21 protein-coding genes and 1 pseudogene are annotated in these 24,776 nt (G+C 67.0%); 9 read left to right on the forward strand and 13 right to left on the reverse strand.

Translation table 11 applies throughout. The features are described from left to right. Positions 1-99 precede the first annotated feature (99 nt). A pseudogene (locus GOALK_RS14590) lies at positions 100-1,044 on the reverse strand (DUF808 domain-containing protein); the annotation flags it as partial. Between the two features lie 300 nt (positions 1,045-1,344). Between GOALK_RS14590 and GOALK_RS14595 the strand changes: the two are divergent. Beyond that, a complete protein-coding gene (locus GOALK_RS14595) occupies positions 1,345-2,634 on the forward strand; it encodes a bifunctional 3,4-dihydroxy-2-butanone-4-phosphate synthase/GTP cyclohydrolase II (RefSeq protein WP_006359597.1) in 1,290 nt (429 codons plus the stop codon). Here GOALK_RS14595 and GOALK_RS14600 read toward each other — a convergent pair. From GOALK_RS14600 to GOALK_RS14610, 3 genes are read right to left on the reverse strand one after another with little or no spacing between them, the layout of a single operon-like run. Then, positions 2,631-3,377: a GntR family transcriptional regulator gene (locus tag GOALK_RS14600; protein ID WP_006359598.1), complete on the reverse strand. Its 747-nt coding sequence runs from the start codon at positions 3,375-3,377 to the stop codon at positions 2,631-2,633. The genes GOALK_RS14595 and GOALK_RS14600 overlap by 4 nt on opposite strands. Before the next feature lie 16 nt (positions 3,378-3,393). Then, a complete protein-coding gene (fabG, locus tag GOALK_RS14605) occupies positions 3,394-4,170 on the reverse strand; it encodes a 3-oxoacyl-ACP reductase FabG (RefSeq protein WP_035754059.1) in 777 nt (258 codons plus the stop codon). 48 nt (positions 4,171-4,218) lie between these two features. Continuing rightward, positions 4,219-5,238 (reverse strand): phosphotransferase enzyme family protein, encoded by a 1,020-nt coding sequence (locus tag GOALK_RS14610; RefSeq protein WP_006359600.1) that lies wholly within the window; start codon positions 5,236-5,238, stop codon positions 4,219-4,221. 279 nt (positions 5,239-5,517) lie between these two features. Between GOALK_RS14610 and GOALK_RS14615 the strand changes: the two genes are divergently transcribed. Beyond that, positions 5,518-6,840: an aspartate aminotransferase family protein gene (locus GOALK_RS14615; RefSeq protein ID WP_006359601.1), complete on the forward strand. Its 1,323-nt coding sequence runs from the start codon at positions 5,518-5,520 to the stop codon at positions 6,838-6,840. A gap of 27 nt (positions 6,841-6,867) precedes the next feature. Here GOALK_RS14615 and GOALK_RS14620 read toward each other — a convergent pair whose 3' ends face one another. From GOALK_RS14620 to GOALK_RS14635, 4 genes are all read right to left on the reverse strand, one after another. Further along, positions 6,868-7,653 (reverse strand): SHOCT domain-containing protein, encoded by a 786-nt coding sequence (locus GOALK_RS14620; RefSeq protein WP_006359602.1) that lies wholly within the window; start codon positions 7,651-7,653, stop codon positions 6,868-6,870. 85 nt (positions 7,654-7,738) lie between these two features. After that, a complete protein-coding gene (locus tag GOALK_RS14625) occupies positions 7,739-8,245 on the reverse strand; it encodes a flavin reductase family protein (RefSeq protein ID WP_006359603.1) in 507 nt (168 codons plus the stop codon). Next, positions 8,242-8,757 (reverse strand): NADPH-dependent FMN reductase, encoded by a 516-nt coding sequence (locus tag GOALK_RS14630; RefSeq protein WP_006359604.1) that lies wholly within the window; start codon positions 8,755-8,757, stop codon positions 8,242-8,244. The genes GOALK_RS14625 and GOALK_RS14630 overlap by 4 nt, the downstream gene beginning before the upstream one ends. An 84-nt stretch (positions 8,758-8,841) precedes the next feature. Then, positions 8,842-9,696 (reverse strand): GntR family transcriptional regulator, encoded by an 855-nt coding sequence (locus GOALK_RS14635; RefSeq protein WP_035753649.1) that lies wholly within the window; start codon positions 9,694-9,696, stop codon positions 8,842-8,844. Positions 9,697-9,992: 296 nt separating this feature from the next. Between GOALK_RS14635 and GOALK_RS14640 the strand changes: the two genes are divergently transcribed. The 6 genes from GOALK_RS14640 (at position 9,993) to GOALK_RS14665 (ending at position 16,640) form a co-directional block, all read left to right on the forward strand. Further along, entirely contained in the window at positions 9,993-11,153 is a 1,161-nt protein-coding gene (locus GOALK_RS14640) for an ABC transporter permease (RefSeq protein WP_040004230.1), read from the forward strand. Positions 11,154-11,156: 3 nt separating this feature from the next. After that, entirely contained in the window at positions 11,157-12,032 is an 876-nt protein-coding gene (locus tag GOALK_RS14645) for an ABC transporter permease (protein ID WP_006359607.1), read from the forward strand. A 59-nt stretch (positions 12,033-12,091) separates the two neighbouring features. Next, positions 12,092-13,711, forward strand: a complete 1,620-nt coding sequence (locus tag GOALK_RS14650) for an ABC transporter substrate-binding protein (protein ID WP_006359608.1) — start codon at positions 12,092-12,094, stop codon at positions 13,709-13,711. Beyond that, entirely contained in the window at positions 13,708-14,463 is a 756-nt protein-coding gene (locus tag GOALK_RS14655; RefSeq protein WP_006359609.1) for an ATP-binding cassette domain-containing protein, read from the forward strand. The genes GOALK_RS14650 and GOALK_RS14655 overlap by 4 nt, the downstream gene beginning before the upstream one ends. Beyond that, the gene (locus tag GOALK_RS14660) at positions 14,460-15,233 is read left to right on the forward strand and encodes an ABC transporter ATP-binding protein (RefSeq protein ID WP_006359610.1); all 774 of its coding nucleotides are present in this window, start codon (positions 14,460-14,462) and stop codon (positions 15,231-15,233) included. The genes GOALK_RS14655 and GOALK_RS14660 overlap by 4 nt, the downstream gene beginning before the upstream one ends. A gap of 72 nt (positions 15,234-15,305) precedes the next feature. Next, a complete protein-coding gene (locus GOALK_RS14665) occupies positions 15,306-16,640 on the forward strand; it encodes an NtaA/DmoA family FMN-dependent monooxygenase (protein ID WP_006359611.1) in 1,335 nt (444 codons plus the stop codon). Positions 16,641-16,696: 56 nt separating this feature from the next. On the opposite strand, the gene GOALK_RS14670 is transcribed toward GOALK_RS14665, so the two are convergent. Both GOALK_RS14670 and GOALK_RS14675 read right to left on the reverse strand, forming a co-directional pair. Then, positions 16,697-17,548 (reverse strand): oxygenase MpaB family protein, encoded by an 852-nt coding sequence (locus GOALK_RS14670; RefSeq protein WP_006359612.1) that lies wholly within the window; start codon positions 17,546-17,548, stop codon positions 16,697-16,699. Beyond that, positions 17,545-18,531, reverse strand: coding sequence for an esterase/lipase family protein (locus tag GOALK_RS14675; RefSeq protein ID WP_006359613.1), 987 nt, complete (start codon positions 18,529-18,531; stop codon positions 17,545-17,547). The genes GOALK_RS14670 and GOALK_RS14675 overlap by 4 nt, the downstream gene beginning before the upstream one ends. A gap of 293 nt (positions 18,532-18,824) precedes the next feature. Between GOALK_RS14675 and GOALK_RS14680 the strand changes: the two genes are divergently transcribed. Beyond that, entirely contained in the window at positions 18,825-20,471 is a 1,647-nt protein-coding gene (locus tag GOALK_RS14680) for an acyl-CoA synthetase (protein WP_040004231.1), read from the forward strand. Between the two features lie 17 nt (positions 20,472-20,488). Here GOALK_RS14680 and GOALK_RS14685 read toward each other — a convergent pair whose 3' ends face one another. The 3 genes from GOALK_RS14685 to GOALK_RS14695 form a co-directional block, all read right to left on the reverse strand. Further along, positions 20,489-21,784, reverse strand: coding sequence for a competence/damage-inducible protein A (locus GOALK_RS14685; RefSeq protein WP_035753656.1), 1,296 nt, complete (start codon positions 21,782-21,784; stop codon positions 20,489-20,491). Between the two features lie 127 nt (positions 21,785-21,911). Next, the gene (locus tag GOALK_RS14690; RefSeq protein ID WP_006359616.1) at positions 21,912-23,444 is read right to left on the reverse strand and encodes a catalase; all 1,533 of its coding nucleotides are present in this window, start codon (positions 23,442-23,444) and stop codon (positions 21,912-21,914) included. Between the two features lie 94 nt (positions 23,445-23,538). Beyond that, positions 23,539-24,729, reverse strand: coding sequence for a CaiB/BaiF CoA transferase family protein (locus GOALK_RS14695; RefSeq protein WP_006359617.1), 1,191 nt, complete (start codon positions 24,727-24,729; stop codon positions 23,539-23,541). Positions 24,730-24,776: the final 47 nt, after the last annotated feature.

The raw sequence follows: 24,776 nt of genomic DNA on the forward strand, positions 1-24,776 counted from the left end.
ACCCGGTAGAGGGCCGCCGCTGACACAGTGTCGGCGGCCCCGCTGCTGAGGGCGGAACTCGGGGGTGCTTTCCAGCTGGGACCGGTCAGTGAGCCGGGGGGCCGCGTCCTTCTTCTTGCGCTTGGGGATGACATGGAGAATCGCGACGAGGATCGCGCCCACGATCAGGCCGACGACTGCGGACAGGACGGTTCCGGCCGTCCAGGACAGCACGCCGCCGAAGCCGCCGTGCACCAGTTCGCCGAACCAGTGCTCGACGTGGTGCAACTGGTCGGCGGGCCAGTGGAAGCCGGCCTCACCCACGTTGACGATGAGGATGTGCCCGCCGACCCACAGCATCGCCGCGATGCCGACCACGGTGAGCGTCGACATGATCTTGGGCATCGCGGTGACCAGCCCGCGGCCGATCTTCTGACTGAACGTCGACTCCCGTTGTGCGAGCGCGAGCCCCACGTCGTCCATCTTCACGATGATCGCGACGACGCCGTAGACGAGTGCGGTGATCAGGAACGCGACGACGATCAGAACGCCCAGGCGAGTCCAGAACGGCTCCTCCTCGACCGAGGACAGCGAGATCACCATGATCTCGGCCGAGAGGATCAGATCGGTGCGGATCGCGCCGCTGACCATGTGCTTCTCGAACTCGGGATCGCCCCTCCGGGAGCCCGACTCCTCCTCGTGATGGCCTCCGGCGATCGCCTCGTAGACCTTCTCCGCGCCCTCGTAGCAGAGGAACAAACCACCGGCGATCAACAGGTACGGCAGCGCCTGGGGGAGGAACTGACTGAGGATCATCGCGACGGGCAGGATGACCAGGAGTTTGTTGCGGATCGATCCGATCGCGATCTTGCGGACGATCGGAAGCTCGCGGTCCGGGGTGAACCCGTCGACGTAGCGCGGGGTCACCGCGGTGTCGTCGACGACGACACCCGCAGCTTTCACGCTCGCTTTGCCGGCCGCAGCGCCGATGTCGTCGAGTGACGCGGCGGCGGCACGGGTGAGTGTCGCTATGTCGTCGAGCAAGGCGACGAGACCACTGGCCACGGGGACCTCCCGGTTCGGTGAGCTACATGCTCGATGAGCTTCGGTCATCGAACAGTATGCCGAAGACGACGGCGAGGCCGGTCATCCGTTCGCCCGGATCGGCGTATTGCCCGAATCGGCGGCCTGTGAGTGGCGGAATTCGGCGTCGGGCGCGCGCTGACCTGCGGGGACGCGGGTGCCGACCGGCGAAATTCGCCAGCCACTCGCGGGTTTCCATACCGACACGGAGACGGTGTCGAATGGCGTGCAGGTCGTGGGGACACCACGACGACCATTCTTCGTCGACGTCGAGGAGAACTGATGAACGCCATCGAGAACGCCATCGATGCCCTGCGTGCGGGCCGCCCGGTTCTGGTGACCGACGCCGCCGACCGGGAGAACGAGGGCGACGTCATCCTGGCCGCCGACCGGGTGAGCACCGAGTGGACCGCCTGGACCGTGCGCAACACCTCCGGTCTGCTGTGCGCCCCGATGACAGGCGAGCGTGCGGACATGCTCGAACTGCCGTCGATGGTCACCAACAACGAAGATCCCAAGGCCACCGCCTACACGGTGACCGTCGACGCAGCGGAGGGAGTCACGACGGGCATCTCGGCCGCCGATCGTGCGCTCACGCTGCGCATGTTGGCCGGGGCCGCATCCGGCCCCCGAGACTTCACCCGGCCCGGACACGTACTACCCCTTCGTGCCCGGCCGGGTGGGGTCCTCGAACGTCCCGGACACACCGAGGCCGCCGTCGACCTGTGCACGCTCGCCGACGTCGCCCCGGTCGGCGTGATCGCCGAACTCGTCGCCGCCGACGGTTCGATGATGCGCTACCCGCAGGTCGCCGCGATGGGTTCGCGCATGGGCCTTCCGGTGCTCACCATCGAGGAGCTGGTCAACTACCGCCGTATCCACGACGCGGACCGCTGGTCGGTGGCACCCCGGGTGCGTCGCGGGGCGGAGACGGTCCTGCCGACCCCGACCGGTGAACTCCGCGCGATCGGTTACCGCGACACCGAGACCGGCGCTGAACACATCGCCCTCGTGAGCGCCGGGATGTCCGGAGACCGCCTCGACCTGCGTGCCCCGCTGGTGCGGGTCCACTCCGAATGCCTGACCGGAGAGGCATTCTCGTCGCAGCGATGCGAATGTGGACCGCAACTCGACGCGGCGATCGAACGCATCAGCTACGACGGTGGGGTCGTGGTCTACCTGCGCGGGCACGAGGGCCGGGGAATCGGGCTGCTCAAGAAACTGGCCGCTTACCGGTTGCAGGACCAGGGACTCGACACCGTCGAGGCGAACCTCGAACTCGACGAACCGGTCGACGGACGTGAATACGGCGCCGCTGCAGCCATTCTCGCTGACCTCGGGATCGACCGGGCGCGCGTCATGACCAACAACCCCGACAAGGTCCGCGGACTCACCGACTCCGGGATCGAGGTCACCCAGCGTGTCCCGCTGATCGTGGGCGTGATGCCGGCCAACGTCCGCTACCTCGACGCCAAGCGCCGGCGACTCGGGCACTTGCTGGGCGGCACGTCCGGCGGCGGGTTCGACGCCAGTCAGACCGGCGACTTCTCGGTGGGGTCGCGCGCGAACTAGCTTCCCTTCACTTCGCGGGTCACCGTCGAGGTGGACACGAGTCGGACGCGATCCGCCCGGAAGAGGTCGAAGGAGTACTCGAACGGGATGCCCGCCCAGTCGCGGGACACCCGGGTGATGGCGAGAAGCGGACGGCGGACGCCGATGTCGAGCCAGTCGGCTTCGCGCCCGCTGGCGGCTCCGACCTCGACGGTCTCCGTGGTCTCGGCGGCGGCGAGTCCGTAGTGCGTGCGCAGTAGTTCGTAGAGCGATCCGTCCAGCGGGTGCGCCGGCAGGCCGGGTGCCAGTTCGACGGGGAAGCAGGCCAGGTCCACCGACAGTGGTGCGCCGTCGGCGAGACGGATGCGCCGGATCGCGAACACCTCTGCACTCGAGGTGATCTCGAGGGCGCGCGCCTCGATCAGTGTCGCCGGTCGTCGTTCCACACCGACCACCCGCGTCGCACTGGCGTGTCCGGACTCCGCCAGCAGCTGTGGGAGACTCGATGATTCGGCGGCGTGTCGCTCGACGACATCGGCTCGGATGAATGTTCCTCCGCCGCGGCCGGTTCGGCGTTCCAGGACACCCGCCCGGCTGAGGGGGAGGAGTGCACTGCGCAGGGTCGATCTCGACACCGAGAACTCCTCGGCCATATCGCGCTCGGTGCCGAGCCGGGCGCCGGGCGTCAAGGTCCCCTGGGCGAGCATCGCCAGGATGCGCCGGCGGACATCCTCGGCGACCGGCCCGCCGCTGGTCTCACCCATCCAGGCGTCGCGTCCGTCAGGCCGGGATCGCGTCCGGTGACTCGGGCAGCACCTGGCCGCCGTCGACCGCGATCGCCTGCCCGGTGATGTAACCGGCCTCGCGGGTGGCGAGGAACGCGGCGAGGTGGCCGATGTCCTCGGGGGTTCCCAGGGCTTTCATCGGGATGGCGCGGGTCATGCCCGCGATGTAGTCCTCACCCATCTCGACGAGCCCCTCGGTCAGGACGTTTCCGGGCATGATCGCGTTGACGGTGATCCCCTGGCCGGCGAGTTCGATTGCGGCCGTGCGCATGAAGCCCAGCTGGGCGGCCTTCGACGCGCCGTAGTGCGACCAGTTGGGGAAGCCGGTGATCGGGCCGGTGATCGACGAGGTGATGATGACCCGGCCGCTACCCGATTCGGCGAGTGCGGACAGGCAGGCCTGCACGGTGAACACCGTGCCCTTCACGTTCACGTCGAGAACCTGGCTCAGGTCCCCGTCGGTCATCGTCGCGAGCGACGCCTCGGGGAAGATGCCGGCGTTCGCGCAGACGACGTCGATCGACCCGACGGTCTCCAGCACGGTCCGGGCCATCTCGTCGCACGACGACCGGTCGCTGACGTCGGTGATGACCCCGACGACCTTGCCTTCTCCCAGACCGTCGAGTTCGGCTATGGCCGAATCGATCTCGGCGGCCGACCGTGCCGCGATCGCGACGTCGGCACCGGCCCGCGCGAACACCCGGGCGATGCCGCGTCCGATTCCCTTGGTGCCGCCGGTGACGATCACCGATCGGCCGGCCTGGCTGAACATGGTCATGGTGCTCCTCTGATGTGCGTGGTGGGGCGGTGACCGGAGGTGTCAGGCCGCGGATGTCCGGGTGGCGACCCGTCGCAACCACGACGGGTCGTCGAGGTACCTGCGGGCGAGAGCTGCGGTGCCGGAGACGAAGTCGTCGGCGATGCCCAGAGCCGCGTCGGCGTCGGCGTGGGACGCCACCCACGCGGTCAGGTGGATGCGGCGGAGCAGCACGAAGGTCGGGATCATCGCGAGATGAGCGTCCGGCAGCGGTCGGACCGCGGTGTACCCGCGGAGCCAGTCGTCGATGAGGTCCTCGGTCCCGGGCTCGTGTTCGACCCACGAGACGGCGGACCCGAGATCGGCGAGGTGCCAGGACCATCCGCAGTCGTCGAAGTCGATGACGGTGATCGCCGGGAGGTCCGCTTGCGGATCGACCATCAGGTTGGCCAGCCGCAGGTCGGCGTGGACGAGTCCGAACCGATCGGGCCCGCTGCCGAACTGGGTGAGCCGTTCGGTGATGACCCGGACGGCACGGTCGATGTCCGCGCGGTCTTCGGGGGACAGCCCGGGCGCCTCTCGCCACTGCCCCCACCGCGCGTCCGGACCGAGGATGGTCTCGACGTCCCAGGTGAACCGGACGAAGTCCGCGGGCGCCGGCCACCTGGAGGCGTGCTCGTGCAGGTGCGCGGTGATCGCGCCGATCGTCGCGAAATCGACGACGCCAGGAGATTCTTCGGCGGTGCACCCCGGCACCACCGTGACGGCGTCCACCAGAAGGGTCCGGCCGTCCACGGTCACATCGACGACTTCGGCACCGTCGGCGGCGGCGACCGGTGTGGGGGTGGACACGGGGCTCTCCGCCCCCAGGGCGGTCATCCACCTCAGTTCGGAGCGGATCGCCTCGATGGAGTGATACCCGGGACGGTGCACGCGCAGAACGAGTCGACGGGCGGGGTCTTCGGCGAGGTAGGTGGCGTTCTCCGACAGACTCAGCAGGCGGAGCGTCGCGGACGGGGCGAAGCCGTAGTGGCGCAACGCCTTCTCCGCGAAGGCGTGATGGTCTGCGGGTAGTCCGGGCACCGGAACAGTGTCACCCGGAATCCGAATGAGAGCAGACCAAAAGGCGATGTTTAACGTGGCCGTAGCGATCGCGGGTCGGCGGAAACGCGGTGGAAACAACCGGGCGCCGACGGCTCGTCGATATGTTGCCCACCAACGCAATACGGCGTAGAAGTGAGGATGACGCCGAGCCGGTCCCGGACCACTGTGCCTGGGCGTACCCGGATGTGGTCCCCATCGAGCAGACCAAAACGTTCGGCGGATCGATCCCGATCACCACTACTCCAAGAAAGACCCCACGTGAGCTTCTCCAACATCATGGATTCCAACAGCTACACCGGTGGTTCGGTGGGGCGGCACGGGGACGGACTCATCGAGGCCCGTGAACGGATGCTCGGGCCGGCGTACCGGTTGTTCTACCGCAAGCCCGTTCACCTCGTGCGCGGCGAGGGGAGTCACCTCTTCGACGCCGACGGGGACCGCTACCTCGACGCCTACAACAACGTGGCGAGCGTCGGACACTGTCATCCGCACGTCGTCGACGCCGTGATGCGGCAGATGACCTCGGTCAACACCCACACCCGCTATCTCCACGACGGGATCGTCGACTACTCCGACCGACTGCTGGGCACGCTCGGACCGGGCATCGACCAGGTGATGTACGCGTGCACCGGCTCCGAGGCCAACGACCTGGCGCTGCGGGTCGCGTCGATGCACACCGGGACGACCGGGGTCGTCGTCACCACCGAGGCATACCACGGCAATACCCAGGCGGTGACGGCGATCTCGCCGTCGAACGGAGGGCCGGCGGTGCTCGGTCCCCACGTCCGCACGGTGCCGCCGCCCGACCGGCGTGGGACCGGTTCGGCGGCAGAGGCGTTCGCCGATCACGTGCGCCGAGCCGCCGACGATCTACAGGCCGCGGGCTTCGGGCTCAGCTGTCTCATCGTCGACACGATCTTCTCGTCGGACGGCATCTTCGCCGCGCCCGACGTCCTCGCTCCCGCGGTCGCGGCCGTGCGTGAACACGGTGCGGTGTTCATCGCCGACGAGGTGCAGCCCGGCTTCGGCCGAACCGGTGAGGCCATGTGGGGGTTCGATCGGCACGGAGTGCGGCCCGACATCGTCACGATGGGCAAACCCATGGGCAACGGCCTGCCGGTGTCGGCGATGGCCGTTCGGTCCGAGGTCCTCGAGCGATTCGCGTTGACACAGCCCTACTTCAACACTTTCGGGGGCAACCCGGTGTCGATGGCGGCGGCGGCCGCGGTGCTGGACGTCATCGAGAGCGAGGACCTGCCTGCTCACGCGCTCCGGATCGGCGGCCGCCTCCGGGGGGAGATCGCCGGCGTCGCGGCCGAACACGCCGGCGTCGACGACATCCGGGGCACCGGCCTGTACATCGGGGTGGAGATCGTGACCGACGACGGTGCTCCCGACCGGCGGCGCGCCCGCGCGATCGTCGAGGCCATGCGGGACGCCCACGTCCTCATCTCGGTTTGTGGCGAGCACGGCAACGTTCTCAAGATCCGCCCGCCGCTCGTCTTCTCCGACCCGGACGTGGACTGGTTCTGCACGGCACTGGAATCCGCACTGACCACGACACTCACGACCGTGGGCTGATCGGACGGCGCCGGTCAGGTCCTCGGGTCAGAGACGGTTGAGCAGTTCTGCCTTCTTCGACGAGAATTCCTCGTCGGTCAGGATCCCGCGCTGGTGGAGGTCGGCCAGCGACTCGATCGCCGCGACGATGGCGGACGAATTCTGTGCAGGTGCCGCCGGTTCCGGAGTGGCGGCGGGCACCGGCGGCTGCGCGGGTGCGTCCGACGAGGGTGCAGGTGCCGCCACCGGGGTTCCGGCGTCCCGTTGCGGTCCGAGCTCGACGAGGCTCGACACGTCGAAGGTGCCGTACTGGCTGGAGAAGCTCACCGAGCCGTATCCGGAGCCCTGCTGTTGCTGGACGCCCCCGATCCGGTGATCCGCAGTGTCGAAGATCCGCGTGACCCCGGCGACCTGGATGGCGAGGCGACGTGTTGCCGGGAACACGGCGTACCGGACGTCGTTCTGGCCCCCGGTGGAGCTGGGCGCACCGAGGTCCGCCGGCCACCAGGACCCCGCGGTGACGAAACCGGCGCCCGGCTGCTGCCCCGGCGCGGCCGGGAAGATCGACGTGGTCGTCAGGACGTCGGCGAGTTCGTTGCACAGCGAATCGACCCGGGACTTGAGGGAGTTGTCGAACATGTCGCCGACCATCGTCATGCCGCCGCGCATCCACTGACCGGAGCCGCCGAGTTCGGGAATGTTGAACTGGGCCATGGTGCCACCGCCGGCATTCACCGCCAGAAGCATCGCCAGAACGGCGTCGCGAGACAGGCCGAACCGGACGGCGATCTCGATGATGGCGTTCTCTGCTTCAGGTGTCACACGGCTGGTCATCGTGATGTCCTTCGTCGAGGAATGCCCCAACAGGGTACACACGGATCGCCGACGTCCGACGCCACGAATCGACGAGCGGGTCGACTCAGGCGCTGAGCCGCGCGAATGCCGAGCGGTGGAAGACGATCGGTTGTTTCGAGTGATCGTTGGCCAGCCCGGTCACCCGCAGCACGACGATCTCGTGGTCGCCGGCCGTGTGCGAACTCTCGATGGCGCACTCGAAGTGCACCGGGGCATCGTCGAGGAGCATTGCCCCGCTGGACAACACGGTTGTCTCGACACCGGCAAAACGCTGGGTCTTGTCCTTGGCGGACAGCTGGCGGATCACGTCGGTGTGGCTCTCGCCCAGCACCGAGACGCCGAGACTGGGCAGCTCGCGCAGGATCGGCCAGGTGGTCGAGCTCTGCTGCACGGCGAACATCACCAGGGGTGGTTCCTGGGAGACGCCGACGGCGAAGGAGGAGGCGACGATGACGGCCGGTTCGGCACCGGACATTCCGGCGAGCGCGACGACGCCGGTCGGGAAGGCGCCGAACGCCTTTCGCAGTTCGGTGCTGTCCAGGTCGGTGGTGGGGGTGACGGACGTGGTCATCGGTCACCGGCCGGGACCGTTGCCTTCGTCGAGGCGAGCACGACCGAACCCCAGCGGTCGATCCAGGGCTGGAATGCCTCGGTGTCGTCGTAGAGCTTGTCGACGACGTAGAGACCGGCGGCCGGGACGGTCGCGCCCAGCTCGACGAGCACCGGCTTGAGAAGCAGGTCGGGCGCCAGGTAATGAGCGGGTCCGGCACCCAGCATCAGCGGGATGGCGGTGACGTCCTGGAGGCCGTCACTCGTCGAGAACTGATCGAGGAAGAGCTTCAACAGCCCCGTGTAGGTGGCCTTGAAGGTCGGCGAGGCGAAGACGACGAGGTCGCTGCCCGCAACGGTCTCCACGGCTTCCGCGACCGCGGTGTCTCCCCAGCCGAGCAGGCCTGGACCCAGGTCGACCACGTCGACGACATGGTCGGGTTCCTTGCCGGTCAGGGTCGACGCCAACAGGCTTGCCGCCGTCAGTGTCCTCGATGCAGGCTTCGGATTGCCTGCCACAACGGAAACGATCACGATGCTCCCCTTCGAATGTCGCGAGATGCGTTCTCGTGCAGAGTGCGCGGGCGACATTGCCGATTGGTCAACCGACTATTTCCCCTAGATTGCGCGAGGAGAGCCGATCGCTCCGGGCTGCGGGTCCTGCGATATCCCGTTGGTGCGCAGGGATTCTTCCGCGGAAGAGACCGGGTCGGGCTCCGGGCACCAAGTGACGTCGGAGTTGTCGATCTGCGATTCGAACCGGATCCGATCCGCCCGGAAGCGGTCGAAGACGATCTCCACCGGTGTGCCGTCGGCGGTGGTGTAGAGGATCTCCCGGGACAACAGGGTCTCGCCGGGCCGGACGTCGAGCAGGCGTGCGGTCCGTTCGTCGGCGCGCTCGGCGCCGATGGAGACCGAGGCGCCGCCCGGTGCGACCCCGAAGAACTCGGCGAGTGTCCGTGCCATCGACATCGGCTTGTCCCGAAGGACATTGGGGTCGGCATTGAACCGCGGGGAGAAGTAGGCGCTGCGCATCCCGATGATCTCGTCGTGGGCGATGAAGGAGTTCTCGACGAGACGCACGACGTCGTCGTCGATCTTCAGGCGCTCGCGGATGAGTGGGAAGGCCGGCACGATGCACTGATCGGTCACCTGGATGTGAACCAGTTCGCCGCCGGTTGCGGAGATGTCGTCGAGTGCGACACCCAGATCCCGGCGGTTCACCCGCGTGCCGACACGTGGGCGCCGGATCACGACACCCGTCTCGCTCAACTCGCTCAGCGCCGCGCGCACCGAGCCGCGGCTCGAGTTGAACATGATCATGAGGTCTTCCTCGACCAGTTGCGCGTCGATGTCGATGGTGCCGTTGCGAATCGAGGCGAGTATGAGGTCGCGGACGCGGCGGGACGACACCTGGCGCCCACGCGCGGAACCGCCGCGCGAACGCGGGTGGAATGGGGGTGGTGTCGTCATGGAGATGACTTCCGATCTTCTTCCAACAGCGGGGGCTGAACTGCCGATGGGTTGTGAGTCTAAGGACTCTTGCACGCATCGGCGCGGGCAAGTTGTGTGCGTCACATTCGGCGCGAAAACGACCTTGCCGATGCCGAACGGCCCCTTGACCTGCGGCTACGCGTCAATGGTCACGAATGTGAACCCGCGCAATTGACCAGTCACGCCAGGACGCGGGATTCGAAACAAATCGGCCAGAGGATCAGCACCCAACAGATCGAGACCCAACAGATCGAGTCCTAGATGGGAGGGATCGAGTGACCGTCGATATCAGTGTCGAGCCAGGCATTGCCGGCCCGGGCGCAGTCGATGCACGACATGCGACGACGACCGCCGGTGGCGGTGGTGCCGGGACGAAGGGGTCCGCCGTCAGGGTGGTCCTGTCACGACTTTCCGAGTGGGCGTGGATCGGACGTGCGGCCGGCCGCGGCATCGTCAACCTCCTGATCTTCGTCGTCGTCGCCTTCTTCCTCGTCCAGCTGATCCCGGGTGACCCGCTGGTCTCCGCCTCGGGTGGCCGCCTGTCCGGCGCCGCACTCGAACAGGCGCGGGAGTCATACGGGCTCAACGGATCTCTGTCGACCCAGTACTGGACATATCTGACCTCGCTGATCAGCCTGGACCTCGGCAACTCGATCGCCACCGGCCGCCCGGTCGCCGAGGACATGGCCACCCGGGTCCCCGCGACCCTCGAGCTCATCGGCGCCGGCCTGTTCTTCGCCTGTCTGGTCAGCCTGCCGATGTCCTACCTGGTCGTGACCCGGCCGACCAACCGGTTCTCCAAAGTGCTTCGCTCGTACGCGAGTTCGGCGGGAGCGATCCCCGAGTACGTCGTCGGTATCCTGTTCCTGTTCGTGTTCTTCGCGACGCTGGCCTGGGTTCCGGCGCCGTCCGGACGACTCGACCCGATCCTCATGCCGCCGACCGAGGTGACCGGATTCCCGGTCCTCGACGCATTCATCGCCGGCGACACCGCCGCTGCCAACTCCTACATCGCGCACCTGATCCTGCCGGTCGCGGTGATGACCGTGTCGCACTCCGCGATCCTCGTGAAGTCGCTGGTTCTTGCGCTCGACACCGAGATCGACAGCCCGGCAACGCGGTTCCGGATCGCCTCCGGTGCTCCACGACGAGTGGTCGTCCTGAGCATCTACCGCCGGGCGCTGCCGTCGGCGGTAGCGATGCTCGGCATGATCTTCGGCCTCCTCCTCGGCGGTGCGGTGGTCCTGGAATCGCTCTTCGGTCTCGGTGGCCTGGGTCAGTACGCGGTCGACGCGGTCCGCTCGTCGGACGTGTTCGCCCTCCGGTCCTTCCTGATCGTCATCGCCGGCATGTGTCTGATCGTCTACTTCCTCACCGAGGTGGCCACCGGCCTTCTCGATTCCCGTCGACGCGACTCGCGCAACCCGGAGGTCTGACACATGGCCATGGCACCGCTCTCCACAACGACGGAAATGTCCGGTGCACCAACGAGTGCCAGGAAGACGTCCGGGCTTCGTGACTACGCGGCTCTCATCCCGTTCGCCCTCCTGCTACTCCTCGCGGTCTTCGGGCCGATGCTGGCACCGCAGGCGGCGACCGAAGTGGTCGGCACCCCCTCGACCGCGCCGTCGGGCGCCCACTGGTTCGGCACCGACTCCAACGGATTCGACGTGCTGTCCCGGACTCTCACCGCCTTCCGGTTGGACATCGCCATCGCGATCGGAGTGACCCTGCTCGCGACCGTCGTCGGCATCGCCATCGGATCGATCGCCGGCATGTACGGCTCGAAGGGCGGACCGCTCGGTGTGATCGCGGCGACACTCGGCCGCACGATCGATCTGGTCCAGGCGCTGCCCGTCATGATCGGCGGGCTGGTCATCGTCTCCTTCTTCGGCCGCAACTCGGTGGTCATCGCGCTGGCGCTCGCGTTGGTACTCATGCCCTTCCAGGGCAGGTTGATGCGCACCGAGGTGCTGCGCACCCGAAACGACGGTTTCGTGACCGCGGCGCGGATGAGCGGCGAATCCGAGTTCCGCATTCTCACCCGCCACGTAATCCCGAACTCGTGTGCTCCCGTCCTCGAGAACGCCTCGGCGATCTTCGGAATGGGGATCATCTTCTGCGCCGGCCTGGGATTTCTCGGCGTCGGCATCCCGCTCCCGACCGCGGAGTGGGGCAACATGCTCGCCGACGGAGCGGCGGACGCAGCGGTCGGACGCTGGTGGCCCGCCCTGTTCCCGGTCCTCGCACTCGCCTACTCCGTGTGGGCGGCCTCCCGAGTCACCACCTTCATCTCCCGTCGCCGACGTTTCTGACCGCACGACGTGTAACAGCTGCTCTCTCAACCCTTCCCAGAACGGAGTCCCCGATAACCATGAAACGACTGTCCACCCTGGTGAGCGGAACCGCGCTCGCCCTCGCCGCCGCACTGACACTCAGCGCGTGTGGTGGCGGGTCGTCGAACAACTCCGCCGAGGGCGGCGTGGTCATCGTGACCGCGGCCCAGCCCCCGAGCTTCAGCTACGAGACCAGCGCAACCGGCTACGAGGCCGCGGAGTTCTTCCTGAACACCGGTGCCACCCTCATCCGCAACCCGTACGTCGCCGGTTCCGACGGCCTCTCGGCGCACCAGGAGCTCTTCAAGTTCGAGCCGGTCCTGGCCAAGAGCTATGAGGTCAGTCCCGACGGCAAGACCTACACCTTCCACCTCAACACCGAGGCGAAGAGTGCAGCGGGCAACGCCCTCGACGCCGACGACGTGATCTTCTCGTTCAAGCGCAAGTTCGACGTCGACACCAGCATCGTGTCGTTCGTCAGCGCTCCGGTGATCACCTCGACCGATCAGGTGAAGAAGGTCGACGACGCCACCGTCACCATCTCCATCGCCGATCCGTCGCACGGCTTCACGCTGCTGTCGCTGCTGGCGAACACCCCGTACGCCATCTACGACTCCGAGGTGCTCACCGCGAACGCCACCCCGGACGACCCGTACGGCGTCGAGTACTCGAAGACCAACGCGGACTTCGGCTTCGGTGCGTACAAGTTGACCAGCTACACCCCCGGCCAGCAGATGGTCTACGAGGCCAACCCCGGATACGCCCTCGGTGAGCCAGGGGTGAAGCGTGTCGTCCAGCGCGTCGTCGCCGACGCCGGCCAGCGCTCCAACCTCGTGAAGAGCGGTGACGCATCGGTCGCCACCCAGCTGCGTCCGGCCGACCAGGTCGCCCTGCGCGACGCGAACGCCGCCCAGATCTTCACGGTGCCCAGCAATGCCTACGTCTACGTCCCGCTGACCACCACCAAGGCGCCCTTCGACAACGTCGAGGTCCGCCGCGCGTTCTCGTACGCGGTTCCCTACGACGCGATCATGAAGGACGTCTACAAGGGCCGCCTGGGTCCGATCTCGTCGATCCTCAACGACACGCTCCCGGACTACAACGGCAACGGCCTGAAGAGCAACACCACCGACCCGGCGAAGTCGTTGGAGATCCTGCGCAACGCGGGGATCACCACGCCGGTGAAGTTCGAGCTGACCGTCAACAACGCCGTACCCGATCTCAAGGAGTCGGCCGTCCAGATCCAGACCGCGGCCCGCGCAGCGGGATTCGAGGTCACCCTCAACGAGGTGAACTCGGCGGTCTTCCAGGAGGGACTGGCCAACAAGACGTTCCAGGCATCGATGGGTCGTGACTACGCGGTCGTGCAGTCCCCGCCGTACGTGCTGTCCCTCTTCTACACCCCGGGATCGCCGATCAACTGGCCGGACTTCGACTACGCACCGCTGAACAACGCCATCGCGGCCGGCAACGCCTCCGGCGAGCCGCTGACCCCGGCCGCATGGGGTGAGTGGAACGAAGCCGAACGCATCCTGCAGGACCAGATGCCGACCGTCTACATCGGATACGTGCAGCCGCTCAACGCATTCGCCAACGGTGTCGAGGGCTACGTCTTCCGCACCGACAGCGTGATCGACTACTCGGAGCTCAAGCCATGACCACGCTCACCGACCAGGTCTCGGTAGCCGGAGAGGACGTGACGGGCACCGCTGCCCCGGTCCTCGAGGTCACCGATCTGACGATCCGTTACGGCGAGGTGTCGGCGGCGAGGATGTCGCTGTCGGGCCGTTCGTTGCTGGCGGAGAAGGCTCAGAGGATCCCGGCTCGGCGTGAGGGGATCTCGATGATCTTCCAGGACGCGATGAGCTCTCTCGATCCGATCTGGTCGGTGGGCAGTCAGCTCACGGCGGTCCTCCCGAAGAGCAGGTACGGCTCCCGCAAGGGCCGTGCCGCGGCCGCCGAGGCCCGTCTGGAGCAGGTCGGCATCGTCGAACCGCGCCGGGTGATGACGTCGGTACCGGGTCAGCTCTCCGGCGGCATGCGGCAGCGAGTGATGATGGCGATCGCGCTGGCGTCCGAGCCGGAACTGCTCATCGCCGACGAACCGACGAGTGCTCTCGACGCGTCCCTGGCGGTGTCGGTCATGGAACTCATGACCGGCCTCACCATCGAGAACGGGGCATCGCTGGTCTTCATCACCCACGACATCGCACTCGCGCGTCGTTTCGCCGACAAGGTGCTCGTCATGCAGGCCGGCGGCGTCGTGGAGACCATCGCCGCCAGGGACCTGGACCACGCGACCCACCCGTACACCCGGGGATTGCTGGAATGCATGCCCACGCTGAGTTCCGCTCAGTTGGAACGTCTTCCGACGCTGGACACGGTCATGAGAGAGGAGGCCGCAGCATGAGCACGATCATCGAGGTCGTCGACGTGCACAAGCAGTACGGGCGCAAGGTGACCGCCATCGGCGGGGTGACCACCAAGTTGGAGAGCGGCCGCGCCACCGGAATCGTCGGCGAAAGCGGTTCGGGAAAGTCCACTCTCGGCAAGATGATCGTCGGACTCACCGCACCGACCTCCGGGCAGGTCCTGGTCGACGGCCGCGACCTGTCCCGGCTGCTGGAACGTCGTCCCGGCCGTCTCGAGTACCGCCGCAAGGTGCAGCTCGTGGCCCAGGACACCACCACGACGTTCGATCCGCGGCGGATCATCCGCGAGGCGATCCGACGTCCGGCGCAGATCCTCGGCGGGCTCGACGAGAAGGCGGCCGACGCCGCCGTGGACGCCATCGTCGCCGAACTCGGCATCGCACCCGAACTCGTGGAGCGGTATCCGCACCAGCTTTCCGGCGGCCAGCGGCAACGTCTTTCGATCGCGCGTGCTCTCGTCGTCGGACCGGACATCCTGGTCTGCGACGAGGCGGTGAGTGCACTCGACGTGTCGGCACAGGCCGTGGTCCTCAATCTCCTCAAGGACTACGTGCAGACGCACTCGCTCGGGCTGGTCTTCATCTCGCACGGCCTGCCGGCCACCGCCTTCATCACCGACGACCTGCTCGTGATGAACCGCGGCAAGGTCGTCGAATCGGGCGAGACGATGTCGATCCTGCAGGCGCCGTCGAACGACTACACGCAGACGCTGGTCGGCGCATACCAGGCCATGGAAGCGGCGGCCTGACCCCACGACTCGCCGGCCATCCCGGTCGGTGGCAACACATCTCACAATCATTTCTCACGACAGGAGATCGCAATGTTCCACATGGGTTGGTTCCTCGGAGACGGCTTCGGCATTCACCCCTGGAGCCCGACGAACGGTGACGGTCCGTGGACCGGCACCAACCACCTGGACTGGATGAAGCCCGACATCCACGTCGACATGGCCAAGAGCCTCGAGCGTGCCGGCTTCGACTACATCCTCATCGAGGACACCTCGATGGTCGAGGACTCCTACAACAACTCCGCGGAGACTTCGCTGCGTCGTGGCTTCATGGCCCCCAAGAACGATCCGCTGCCGCTGGTCCCGCTGATGACGCAGGCCACCAAGCACATCGGCATCATCCCGACCGTCTCGACCATCCAGTACCCGCCGTTCCTCGCCGCACGCGCCTTCACCACCCTGGACCACCTGACCGAGGGTCGTGTGGGCATGAACGTGGTCACCAGCGTCACCGACCGGGTTGCCCAGAACTTCGGCTACGAACGACATCTCGAACACGACGAGCGCTACGAGATGGCGATGGAGTGGATCGACGTCGTCAAGGCGCTGCAGAACTCGTGGGAGGAGGGCGCCGTCATCGCCGATCCCTACGCCGGCGTCTATGCCGACCACACCAAGGTCAACCCGATCGAGTTCGTGGGCAAGTTCTTCAAGTGCCGCGGCCCGCTGAACACCATCCCGGGTCCGCAGCGTGAGGTGCCGGTGTGCTCGGCCGGTAGCTCGGAGCCGGGTCGTGTGCTCGCCGCCAACTACGACGACACCCAGATCGCCATCGTCAAGGACGCCGCAGACGCCAAGGCCTACCGCGAGGACATCCGTGCCCGCGCGGCCGCCGCCGGACGCAACCCCGACCACATCAAGGTCCTCTTCATCGCGACCCCGACGATCGCGGCCACCGACGCCGAGGCCCAGGCCGCCTACGAAGCGGCGCAAGCGTTCCGCAAGACGGACAAGGCCATCGAGTACAACCTGTGGAACATGTCCTACACCTCGGGTGGTCGTATCGACTTCGGTGCCATCGATCCCGACACCAGGGTCGGCGACATCGATCTGTCCAAGCAGAACGGCGAGTACACCTCGATCGCCGGACTGTTCGGCGGCCGCGAGGACGAGACCCTGCGCGAGGTCGTCGCGAGCAGCTTCCAGGTCAAGGACATGGGACTCATCGGTTCACCGTCGACCATCGCGGACAAGATGGGCGAGATCATGGAAGAGGCGGGTGGAGACGGCTTCCTCTTCTATCTGCCCACCACGCGCATGAACATGGCGATGATCTCCGACGGCCTGGCACCGGAACTGCGTCGCCGCGGACTCATCCGTGAGGAGTACACCGGATCGACCCTCCGGGAGAACCTGCGCGCCTTCTGATCACCGAGACCACTGTGTCCCCGCACGTCTCGGCGTGCGGGGACACAGGCGATCGTCTAGCGGTACGCCGCGCGGGCGTGCGGCACCATGCGGATGGCCCTGGGCAACCGCGGGATGATCAGCCGCGACTGCAGCGAGATCAGGCGGAAGAGAAGGCGGCGTCCGGCACCCCAGTCGATGCCGAGCAGCTCGCGGAGCTCCGGTGTGAGCAGACCGGCGGTGACGGTGGCCAGGACGAGACCGGCCACGGGACGGACCGTCGTGTTCCAGACGAGCGCGTGCCGTAGGACCGGGATGTGCGGCGGCGGTTTCGGCGACGTCACCACACCGAAGACGCGATCGGTCATGTCGGAACGCTCGAGTCGGGTGCGGGTCATCTCGTCGAACCAGGCGCAGAATGCCTCCCAGTTCTCCGGCATGTCCTGCTCGCGCACGCCGTACATGAGCCCGACCCGGCGCATCTCGAGGTAGAACTGCTCGACCTCGCCGGGCTTCCACCCTCGTCCGAGTTCCTTCTGCTGGGTGTAGATCCCGTGCACGAGGCTCGCGTGAACCCAGTGGAACGCTTCGGGATTCAATGAGCTCCAGCGGGAGCCGTCGGGATTCCGGCCCTTGATGTCGCGGTGGCGTTCGCGCAGCCGGCGCGCCATGGCGAGTGCGTCGTCGCGGCCGTAGACGACGCCCATGATCATGTCGAGTGTGCGTTCGGCACGTCCGTACGGGTCGGTCTCGAAGACCGAGAACTCGCGCACGCCGGTCGCCACCACGGGGTGGGCGACGTCGATGAGGAGCCGACGGGGCGCACCCAGGACGAAGGTCAGGTCGCCGAAGACCGTCCAGGCCACCGAATCCGGTCCGAGGGGAGTGATCTCGGAGTTGTCGATGGACGCCTCGGGTTCTGCTGTCATCTGCCTTCGCTCATTCCCGGATAGAACGGGTCGACCTGGAAACAGGGTACGCGCGTTGCCTCGGCGGGCGTCAACGCATTCTTCACGTGACGCCAGGTGCGCTCGCTGAAGTTGATCGACAGGTGCTCGGAGAGATCTACCGGACAGTCCTGCTGCAGAAGAATGTTCGTGACGTTGTCACCCTCGAGGAAGCCGTTGGTGAACGGGGTCGCGATCTCGTCGTACTTGGTGACGATCGTCGTGTAGTGGGGTCCCGGCTTGGTGTCACCGTTGCCGTAGACCTTGCGAACGAGGTCCGAATACTGTGCCTGCTGTGCGAAGGCGGGGAACAGTGCCTTGAAGATGTCGTAGCCGACGGGTCCGAACGGCGGGATGAAATACCGTACGTAGGTGAGCATGTCGCCCGTCGAACCGTGGTTACCGGGCGCGATGCCGATGACCTTGTCGACCTTCTTGTCGCCGCCGAGGAAGTCGATGTAGTAGTGCGGCAACAGGCCACCGCCCTGCGACCAACCGACCAGATCGACCTTCTTCGCCCCGGTGCTGCGCATGATCCGGTCGATGTTGCGCGAGACCTCGCGGGCTGACCGCTCGATGTCGGCGAGACCCTGGATGGGGAAGCTCGGCAGCGGCGTGATGTTGCCGTAGTTGAACGTGTAGACGCAGTACCCGCGGTTGGCGAGGTACGGGGCGCCGGCACTGTAGGCCCACTGGGTGGTGGCGGTGGCGTTCAGCAGGATCACCGGGTTGGGGCGGTCCTCGGTCAGCTTGCACGACGGGTCGTTGGCGCCCGGCGGGGACCAGTTCGCGTCCAACGTCTGGTTGAGCACGTTGGGGATCGCGGACCGGAAGTCCCAGGACACGGGGTGTTTCTTCGACGGCGCGGCCTCGGCCGAACCCACCCCGGTCAGACCCAACGTCGCTGTCATCGTGCATGCCACCGCAGCGGTGACGACCGTCGTCAGCCGTCTCATCTTGAACATGTTCCTCCACCCTCGATCTGAGGACAGATGTTGTCAGAGTCGTCGCGGATCCGCAACGAATCAGTTACCCGATCGCCCGCCCGACCCCCCACCTGCCGCGAGGCGTCCGGCAAGATCGACGACAACCGTTGGCACCCGGCCGATTTCGTCGAAGCGGGAAATTGCTCGCAAGGTCGCGACCTACTCTGGCACCTGCATCGGCCCCTGGTGACGCCCGTGACCAACGTCGCGTCATCGTCGAGCCGACCCCGTGGGCGCGGACTAGCGGCTCCGGCCGCGAAAGGTGAGTGGACATGGTCTCGGTGACCGGCGCAGTCGGAACCGCCGTCGAACAGGTGCAGGACGCCGTCGGCGCCTTCAAGGTGCTCAAGCGTTCGGGTCTGCTGGACCCCACGCGACCCAAAGAGCTCCTCACCACGGTCAAGCGCGCGAAGATCATCGGGCCCTGCGCGTCGGTGGTGGCGCAGGGTGCGGACGAGTACCCGGAAGCGGGTGCGGTCGCCGACGAACGCGGTGAACTGACCTACGGTGAACTGAACGCGAACGCGAACGCGTTGGCCAACCATCTGCTCTCCTCCGGCGTCGAGCGAGGCTCGGTGATCGGCGTGATCGCGCGCGACCATCGAGGTCTGCTGACGACGATGAGCGCCGCGGGCAAGGCCGGTGTGCGGCTGGCCATGATGAACACGGGATTCGGAAAGACCCAGTTCGTCGAGGTCGCCGAACGCGAGAAGATCGTCGCGATGCTCTACGACGAGGAGTTCAGCGATCTCGCCGACGCCCTACCTCCCGAGACTCTCCGGATCGTGACCTGGGTCGATGGCGAGCGCCCGGTCCCCGAAGGGGTTCGCACCCTCGACGACATCGTCGCCGGCGGGGACACGTCAACACCCGCGGAACCGGATGAGTGGGCCGGACTCGTGATCCTGACGAGCGGCACGACGGGACTGCCCAAGGGGGCTCAGCGCTCCAAGTTGTCCCCGTTCTCGAGCGCCCTTCTGCTCGACCGAATCCCGTTCCCGCAACGCGGGACCATGGTGATCGTCTCGCCGATCTTCCACTCCACCGGCTTCGCGCTCTGGGGTGTGGGGGCGGCTCTGGGCAACAAGGCCGTCGTGATGCGACGGTTCGATCCGGAGAAGACGCTGGCCGCGCTGGCCGAACACAAAGCGGAGGTGCTGGTCGCGGTACCGACCATGCTCCACCGCATGGTGGCTCTCGGACCCGACGTCATCAAGAAGTACGACACGTCCGCGCTGCGGATCATCGTGATCGCGGGATCGGCTCTGTCGCCGACGCTTTCGGAGGCCGTCCAGGACACGTTCGGCGACGTCCTCTACAACCTCTACGGGTCGACCGAGGTGGCGGTCGCCTCGGTGGCGCAACCCGAGGAACTGCGTCTCGCGCCGGGCACGGTCGGCCGGCCGCCGGTCACCAGCCGCCTCGCCCTGTTCGACGACGAAGGTCGACGGATCTCCGGAACCAACGTCCGTGGAAGGCTCTTCGTCCGCAACGGTGCTCCTTTCGAGGGGTACACCGACGGACGCAACAAGGAGGTCATCGACGGCTTCATGTCCACCGGCGACATGGCGCGGTTCGACGAACACGGCCTGCTGCACATCGACGGCCGCGACGACGACATGATCGTCTCCGGCGGGGAGAACGTCTATCCGCTCGAGGTGGAGAACCTGCTCGGCGAACACCCCGACATCGACGACGTCGCGGTGATCGGCGTGGACGACGACGAGTTCGGAAAGCGGCTGCGCGCCTTCATCGTTGCGGCTCCGCATGCCAACCCTTCGCCCGAGGACGTCAAGGCGCATGTGAAGGCGCATCTCGCCCGGTACAAGGTGCCGCGCGACGTGGTGTTCGTCGACGAGTTGCCGCGCAATCCCACGGGCAAGCTCGTCCGCCGGCAGTTGCCGACGGGGCCGCTGTAGGTCTCGATCAGCGGAGGTCAGCCGGCGGCCCGGTCTCGCTTCAGCTGTGCGACAACCAGATGCAGCGCGGCGGTGGTGGTGAGGGAGCGGACCCGTTCCCGGTCACCGGGGAAGCGCCGCGTGATCGTGTGGGTCGGGCGGCCCTTGATCGCGACGCCGAAGCAGACGGTGCCGACCGGCTTGGCCTCGGTGCCGCCGTCGGGACCGGCGATTCCGGTGGTCGACACCGCGACATCGGACTTGAGATGGCGGAGGGCTCCCTCGGCCATCGCCGCGGCGACCTCCTCGCTGACCGCGCCGCGTGAGGCGATGAGTTCGGCGGGAACGTCGATGAGATCGGACTTCGCGTCGTTGGAGTACGACACGACGCCGCCCGTGACGTAGGCGGAGGAGCCGGGACGGTCGGTGAGTCGAGCTGCGACGAGCCCGCCGGTGCAGGATTCCGCCGTGGCGATCAGCCGACCGTCGAGGGTCGCGATGAGCTGGTCCTCGATCGTCGATCCGTCGGTCGAGAAAATCTGTCTCCCATGGTGTTCGGTGAGAAAGTCCAACAGCTGTCCGTAGGTGGCGGTGTCGGCGGCGGCGAACCGGGTGACCATGTCGAGTTCCCCGCGTCGCAGGCAGGTGGTGATCTCGAGGGCAGCGAAGCCGGGAATGGTCTCCTCGGCACGGCGCAGGGTCTCGGCGAGCTCGGCCTCATGCAGACCGTAGGCCCGGATGGTCTCCTGCGTGAGGTCGTCTGCCCGGGACACCACGTCGGCGATGGCGGGTGAGGCGATCGCGGCCGGCCACATCGCCTGAAGTTCACCGGGCGGGCCGGGCAGGACGAGGATCGCCGGCAAGGGTTGCGTACCGGGGACTGCGGGAATGGCGACGCCCGGCGCCGTGCCGGTGGGCGGTATCGCCACGGCACCGGCGGGAACGCGGGCCTGCTTGTGGATACCGATGCGGGTCGGGCCGTCGTCGAGGTCGACGGTGTCGGGTCGCCAGCGTCGGATGATGCCGGCGATGTGCTCCTCGAGAGCCGGGTCGAGCTGCAGGTCGCGCCCGCAGAACTCGGCGACCGTCGCCACCGTGAGGTCGTCGGCCGTGGGACCGAGACCGCCACTGGTGACGATGAGATCGACCTGCTGGTCGGCGAGGAATCGCAGCTGCGCGGTGAGGTCGGCAGGGCGATCCCCGCAGATCGTGATGTGGGCGACGTCGACGCCGGCCGCGAGTAGTTGCTCGGACACCCACGGGCCGTTCTGGTCGGCGATCCGTCCGGTCAGTACCTCGGTTCCGGTCACCACGATTCCTGCGCGCACAGTCACGGGTTCGAGCCTAGTCGGGGACTCCTCCGGTGAGGGTGCCTGCTGGTTCGAACCGTACGAACTCAACTCGGCCGCCAGACTTCGATCGAAGTCTGGCGGCCGAGTTGAGATCTGGGAGTGAGGTTCTCTACGCCTTCTCGGCCTTCGCCTTCTCCTGCATCGACGACCGGGCCGGGTTGGCCTGGTCATCCGACTTCGGGTCGGACTCGTCCTTCTTCTCGGTCACGCCCGACTTGATGCGGGCACCGATGTCGGGATCGACGCGGTGCCAGTACTCGAACGCGCGCTGCAGAACGGGTTCGGAGACACCGTTGAGGAGATGGCCGACGACGTTGTCGACGAACCGCTCTCGCGCGTCGTCGTCGAACACCTCGCGGACCAGCGTTCCCGCCTGGCCCCAGTCGTCGTCCTCGGGATGATCGACATAGGCGCTGCGCAGGATCTCGCCGTTGGCCGCCCACTGTGGTTCGCCCTGACCGGGATACAGCGCCGACGGGCCTCCCTTGGAATTGGGTGCGTAGACCGGGTCGGTGACGTTGTGGATACGCATCGCGCCGTCCTTGGAGTACGAGTGGACCTCGTTCTTGGGCGCGTTGACCGGGATCTGCTTGTAGTTGCCGCCGAGACGGTGCCGGTGGGCGTCGGCGTAGGAGAAGACGCGGCCCAACAACATCCGGTCGGGGCTGAAGCCGATGCCGGGCACGACGTTGTTCGGCTCGAAGGCGACCTGCTCGATCTGCGTGTGATGATCGACCGGGTTGGTGTGCAGCGTCATCTTGCCGACGTCGATCAGCGGGTAGTCGCCGTGCGGCCACACCTTGGTCAGGTCGAATGGGTTGAACCGGTAGCCCACCGCGTCGTCGAACGGCATGAGCTGGACCTTCAGCGTCCAGCTCGGATGGTTACCGGCGTCGATGTTCTCGAACAGGTCCCGGGTGTGGAAATCGGTGTCGGCAGCGGCCATCTGATCGGCCTCGTGCTGCGTCAGGTGCTCGACGCCCTGGTCGGACTTGAAATGGTATTTGACCCAGTGCTTCACGCCTTCGGCGTTGACCCACAGATACGTGTGCGAGCTGTAGCCGTTCATGTGACGCCACGTCTTCGGGATGCCGCGGTCGCCCATCAGCCAGGTGACCTGGTGGGCGGACTCGGGCGACAGCGTCCAGAAGTCCCACTGCATGTCGTGGTCGCGAAGGTTGTTGTCCTGCCGACGTTTCTGGGAGCGGATGAAGTGCTGGAACTTCATCGGGTCCTTGACGAAGAAGATCGGCGTGTTGTTGCCGACCATGTCGTAGATGCCCTCGGACGTGTAGAACTTCAGCGCGAAACCGCGTGGGTCACGCCAGGTGTCGGGGCTGCCGCGTTCGCCGGCCACCGTCGAGAACCGCGCCACCATCTCGGTCTTCACGCCGGGCTGGAACAGTGCGGCGCTGGTGTAGGCCGAGACGTCCTCGGTGGTTTCGAACGTCCCGAAAGCGCCACTGCCCTTGGCATGTGGCTGTCGTTCGGGAATTCGTTCGCGGTTGAACTGGGCCATCTGCTCGATCAGATAGTGATCGTGCAGGACGATCGGTCCTCCGGCGCCCACGGTCAGAGAGTGTTCGTCACTCCCGGCCGGCGCGCCCGAATCCCGGGTTGTGTAGAGCGAATCGTCGGACATATCGCCTCCGAGAGGTCGTCGTATCCGTGCAAGAAAATGCGCGACCCGAGGGCTGCAGGTCCGCCCAGCCGATCCTACGCTGAGCCGATCGCCGTCACGGCCGCTCGCCCGCGACGATGCCGAACTCGCGGAGCACCGCGTCGGTGTGTTCGCCCAGGGCGGGTACCGGTCCCATCGCGAGCTCGACGTCGTCGAACGTCATCGGCGGCAGCACCGCCTTGATCGGTCCGACCTCGGTGTCGACGTCGCGCCAGCGGTCGCGTTCGCCGAGCTGCGGATGCTCGACCACGGCCTCGAGATCGCGGATCTCGGCGGCCGGCACACCTGCGTCGGCGAGGCGCCGGTCGAGCTCCTCGGTGGTGAACCGTTTGGTCTCCGCCGCGATGACGGCGTCGACCTCCGCCCGACGGGAGACGCGATCGATGTTGGTCTTGTACCGGGGGTCCTCGGCGAGATCCGGGCGATCGAGCACGACGCGGGTCAGCGTGTCCCACCCGCGGTCGTTCTGGACCCCGATCAGGATGGTGCCGTCCTGGGTGGGGTACTTGTCGTACGGCACGATCGCCGCGTGGCCGAGGCCGACGCGAGCGATCTGTTTGCCGCCGTAGAGCCGCATGTACATGGCGTGACCCATCCACTCGACCGTGGAGTCGAACATCGACACGGCCACCCGTGCGCCGATGCCGGTGGTGGCGCGGCGGAACAGCGCCGACAGCACCGAGGTGAGGGCGTACATCCCGGCGGCGATGTCGGAGGACGGGATGCCGGTCTTGGTCATGTCCTCGGGCGTCCCGGTCACGGAGATCAGGCCGGTCTCGGCCTGGACGAGCATGTCGTAGGCCTTGCGGTCGCGGAACGGGCCGGCGTCGCCGTAGCCGGACATGTCGACGACGATCAGTTCGGGATGGTCGGCGCGCAGGACGTCGGCGCCGAGTCCGAGGCGCGCCGCGGCGCCGGGAGCCAGGTTCTGCAGGAAGACGTCGGCTCCGGCGATCAGCGTCTTGATCGCGTCGCGGCCGGCTTCGCTCTTGAGGTCGAGTTCGACCGATTCCTTGCCGCGGTTCAGCCACACGAAATGCGAACCCGCGCCGCCGCGTACAGCCGAGTCGTACTGCCGGGCGAAGTCCCCTTCACCCACGCGCTCGACCTTGATGACCCGTGCACCCAGGTCGGCGAGGTGCCGGGTGGCGAGGGGAGCGGCGACGGCCTGCTCGAGGGCGACGACGGTGATCCCCTCCAGCGGCAGCAGGGCTGAGTCCGAGGAGGGCGACTGGTCCGAATTCACCGGCCAAGGATCACCTGCACTTGTCGGGTTCGTCAACGCGATCGGGA

Source organism: Gordonia alkanivorans NBRC 16433, from assembly GCF_000225505.1.
GTDB lineage: Bacteria > Actinomycetota > Actinomycetes > Mycobacteriales > Mycobacteriaceae > Gordonia > Gordonia alkanivorans.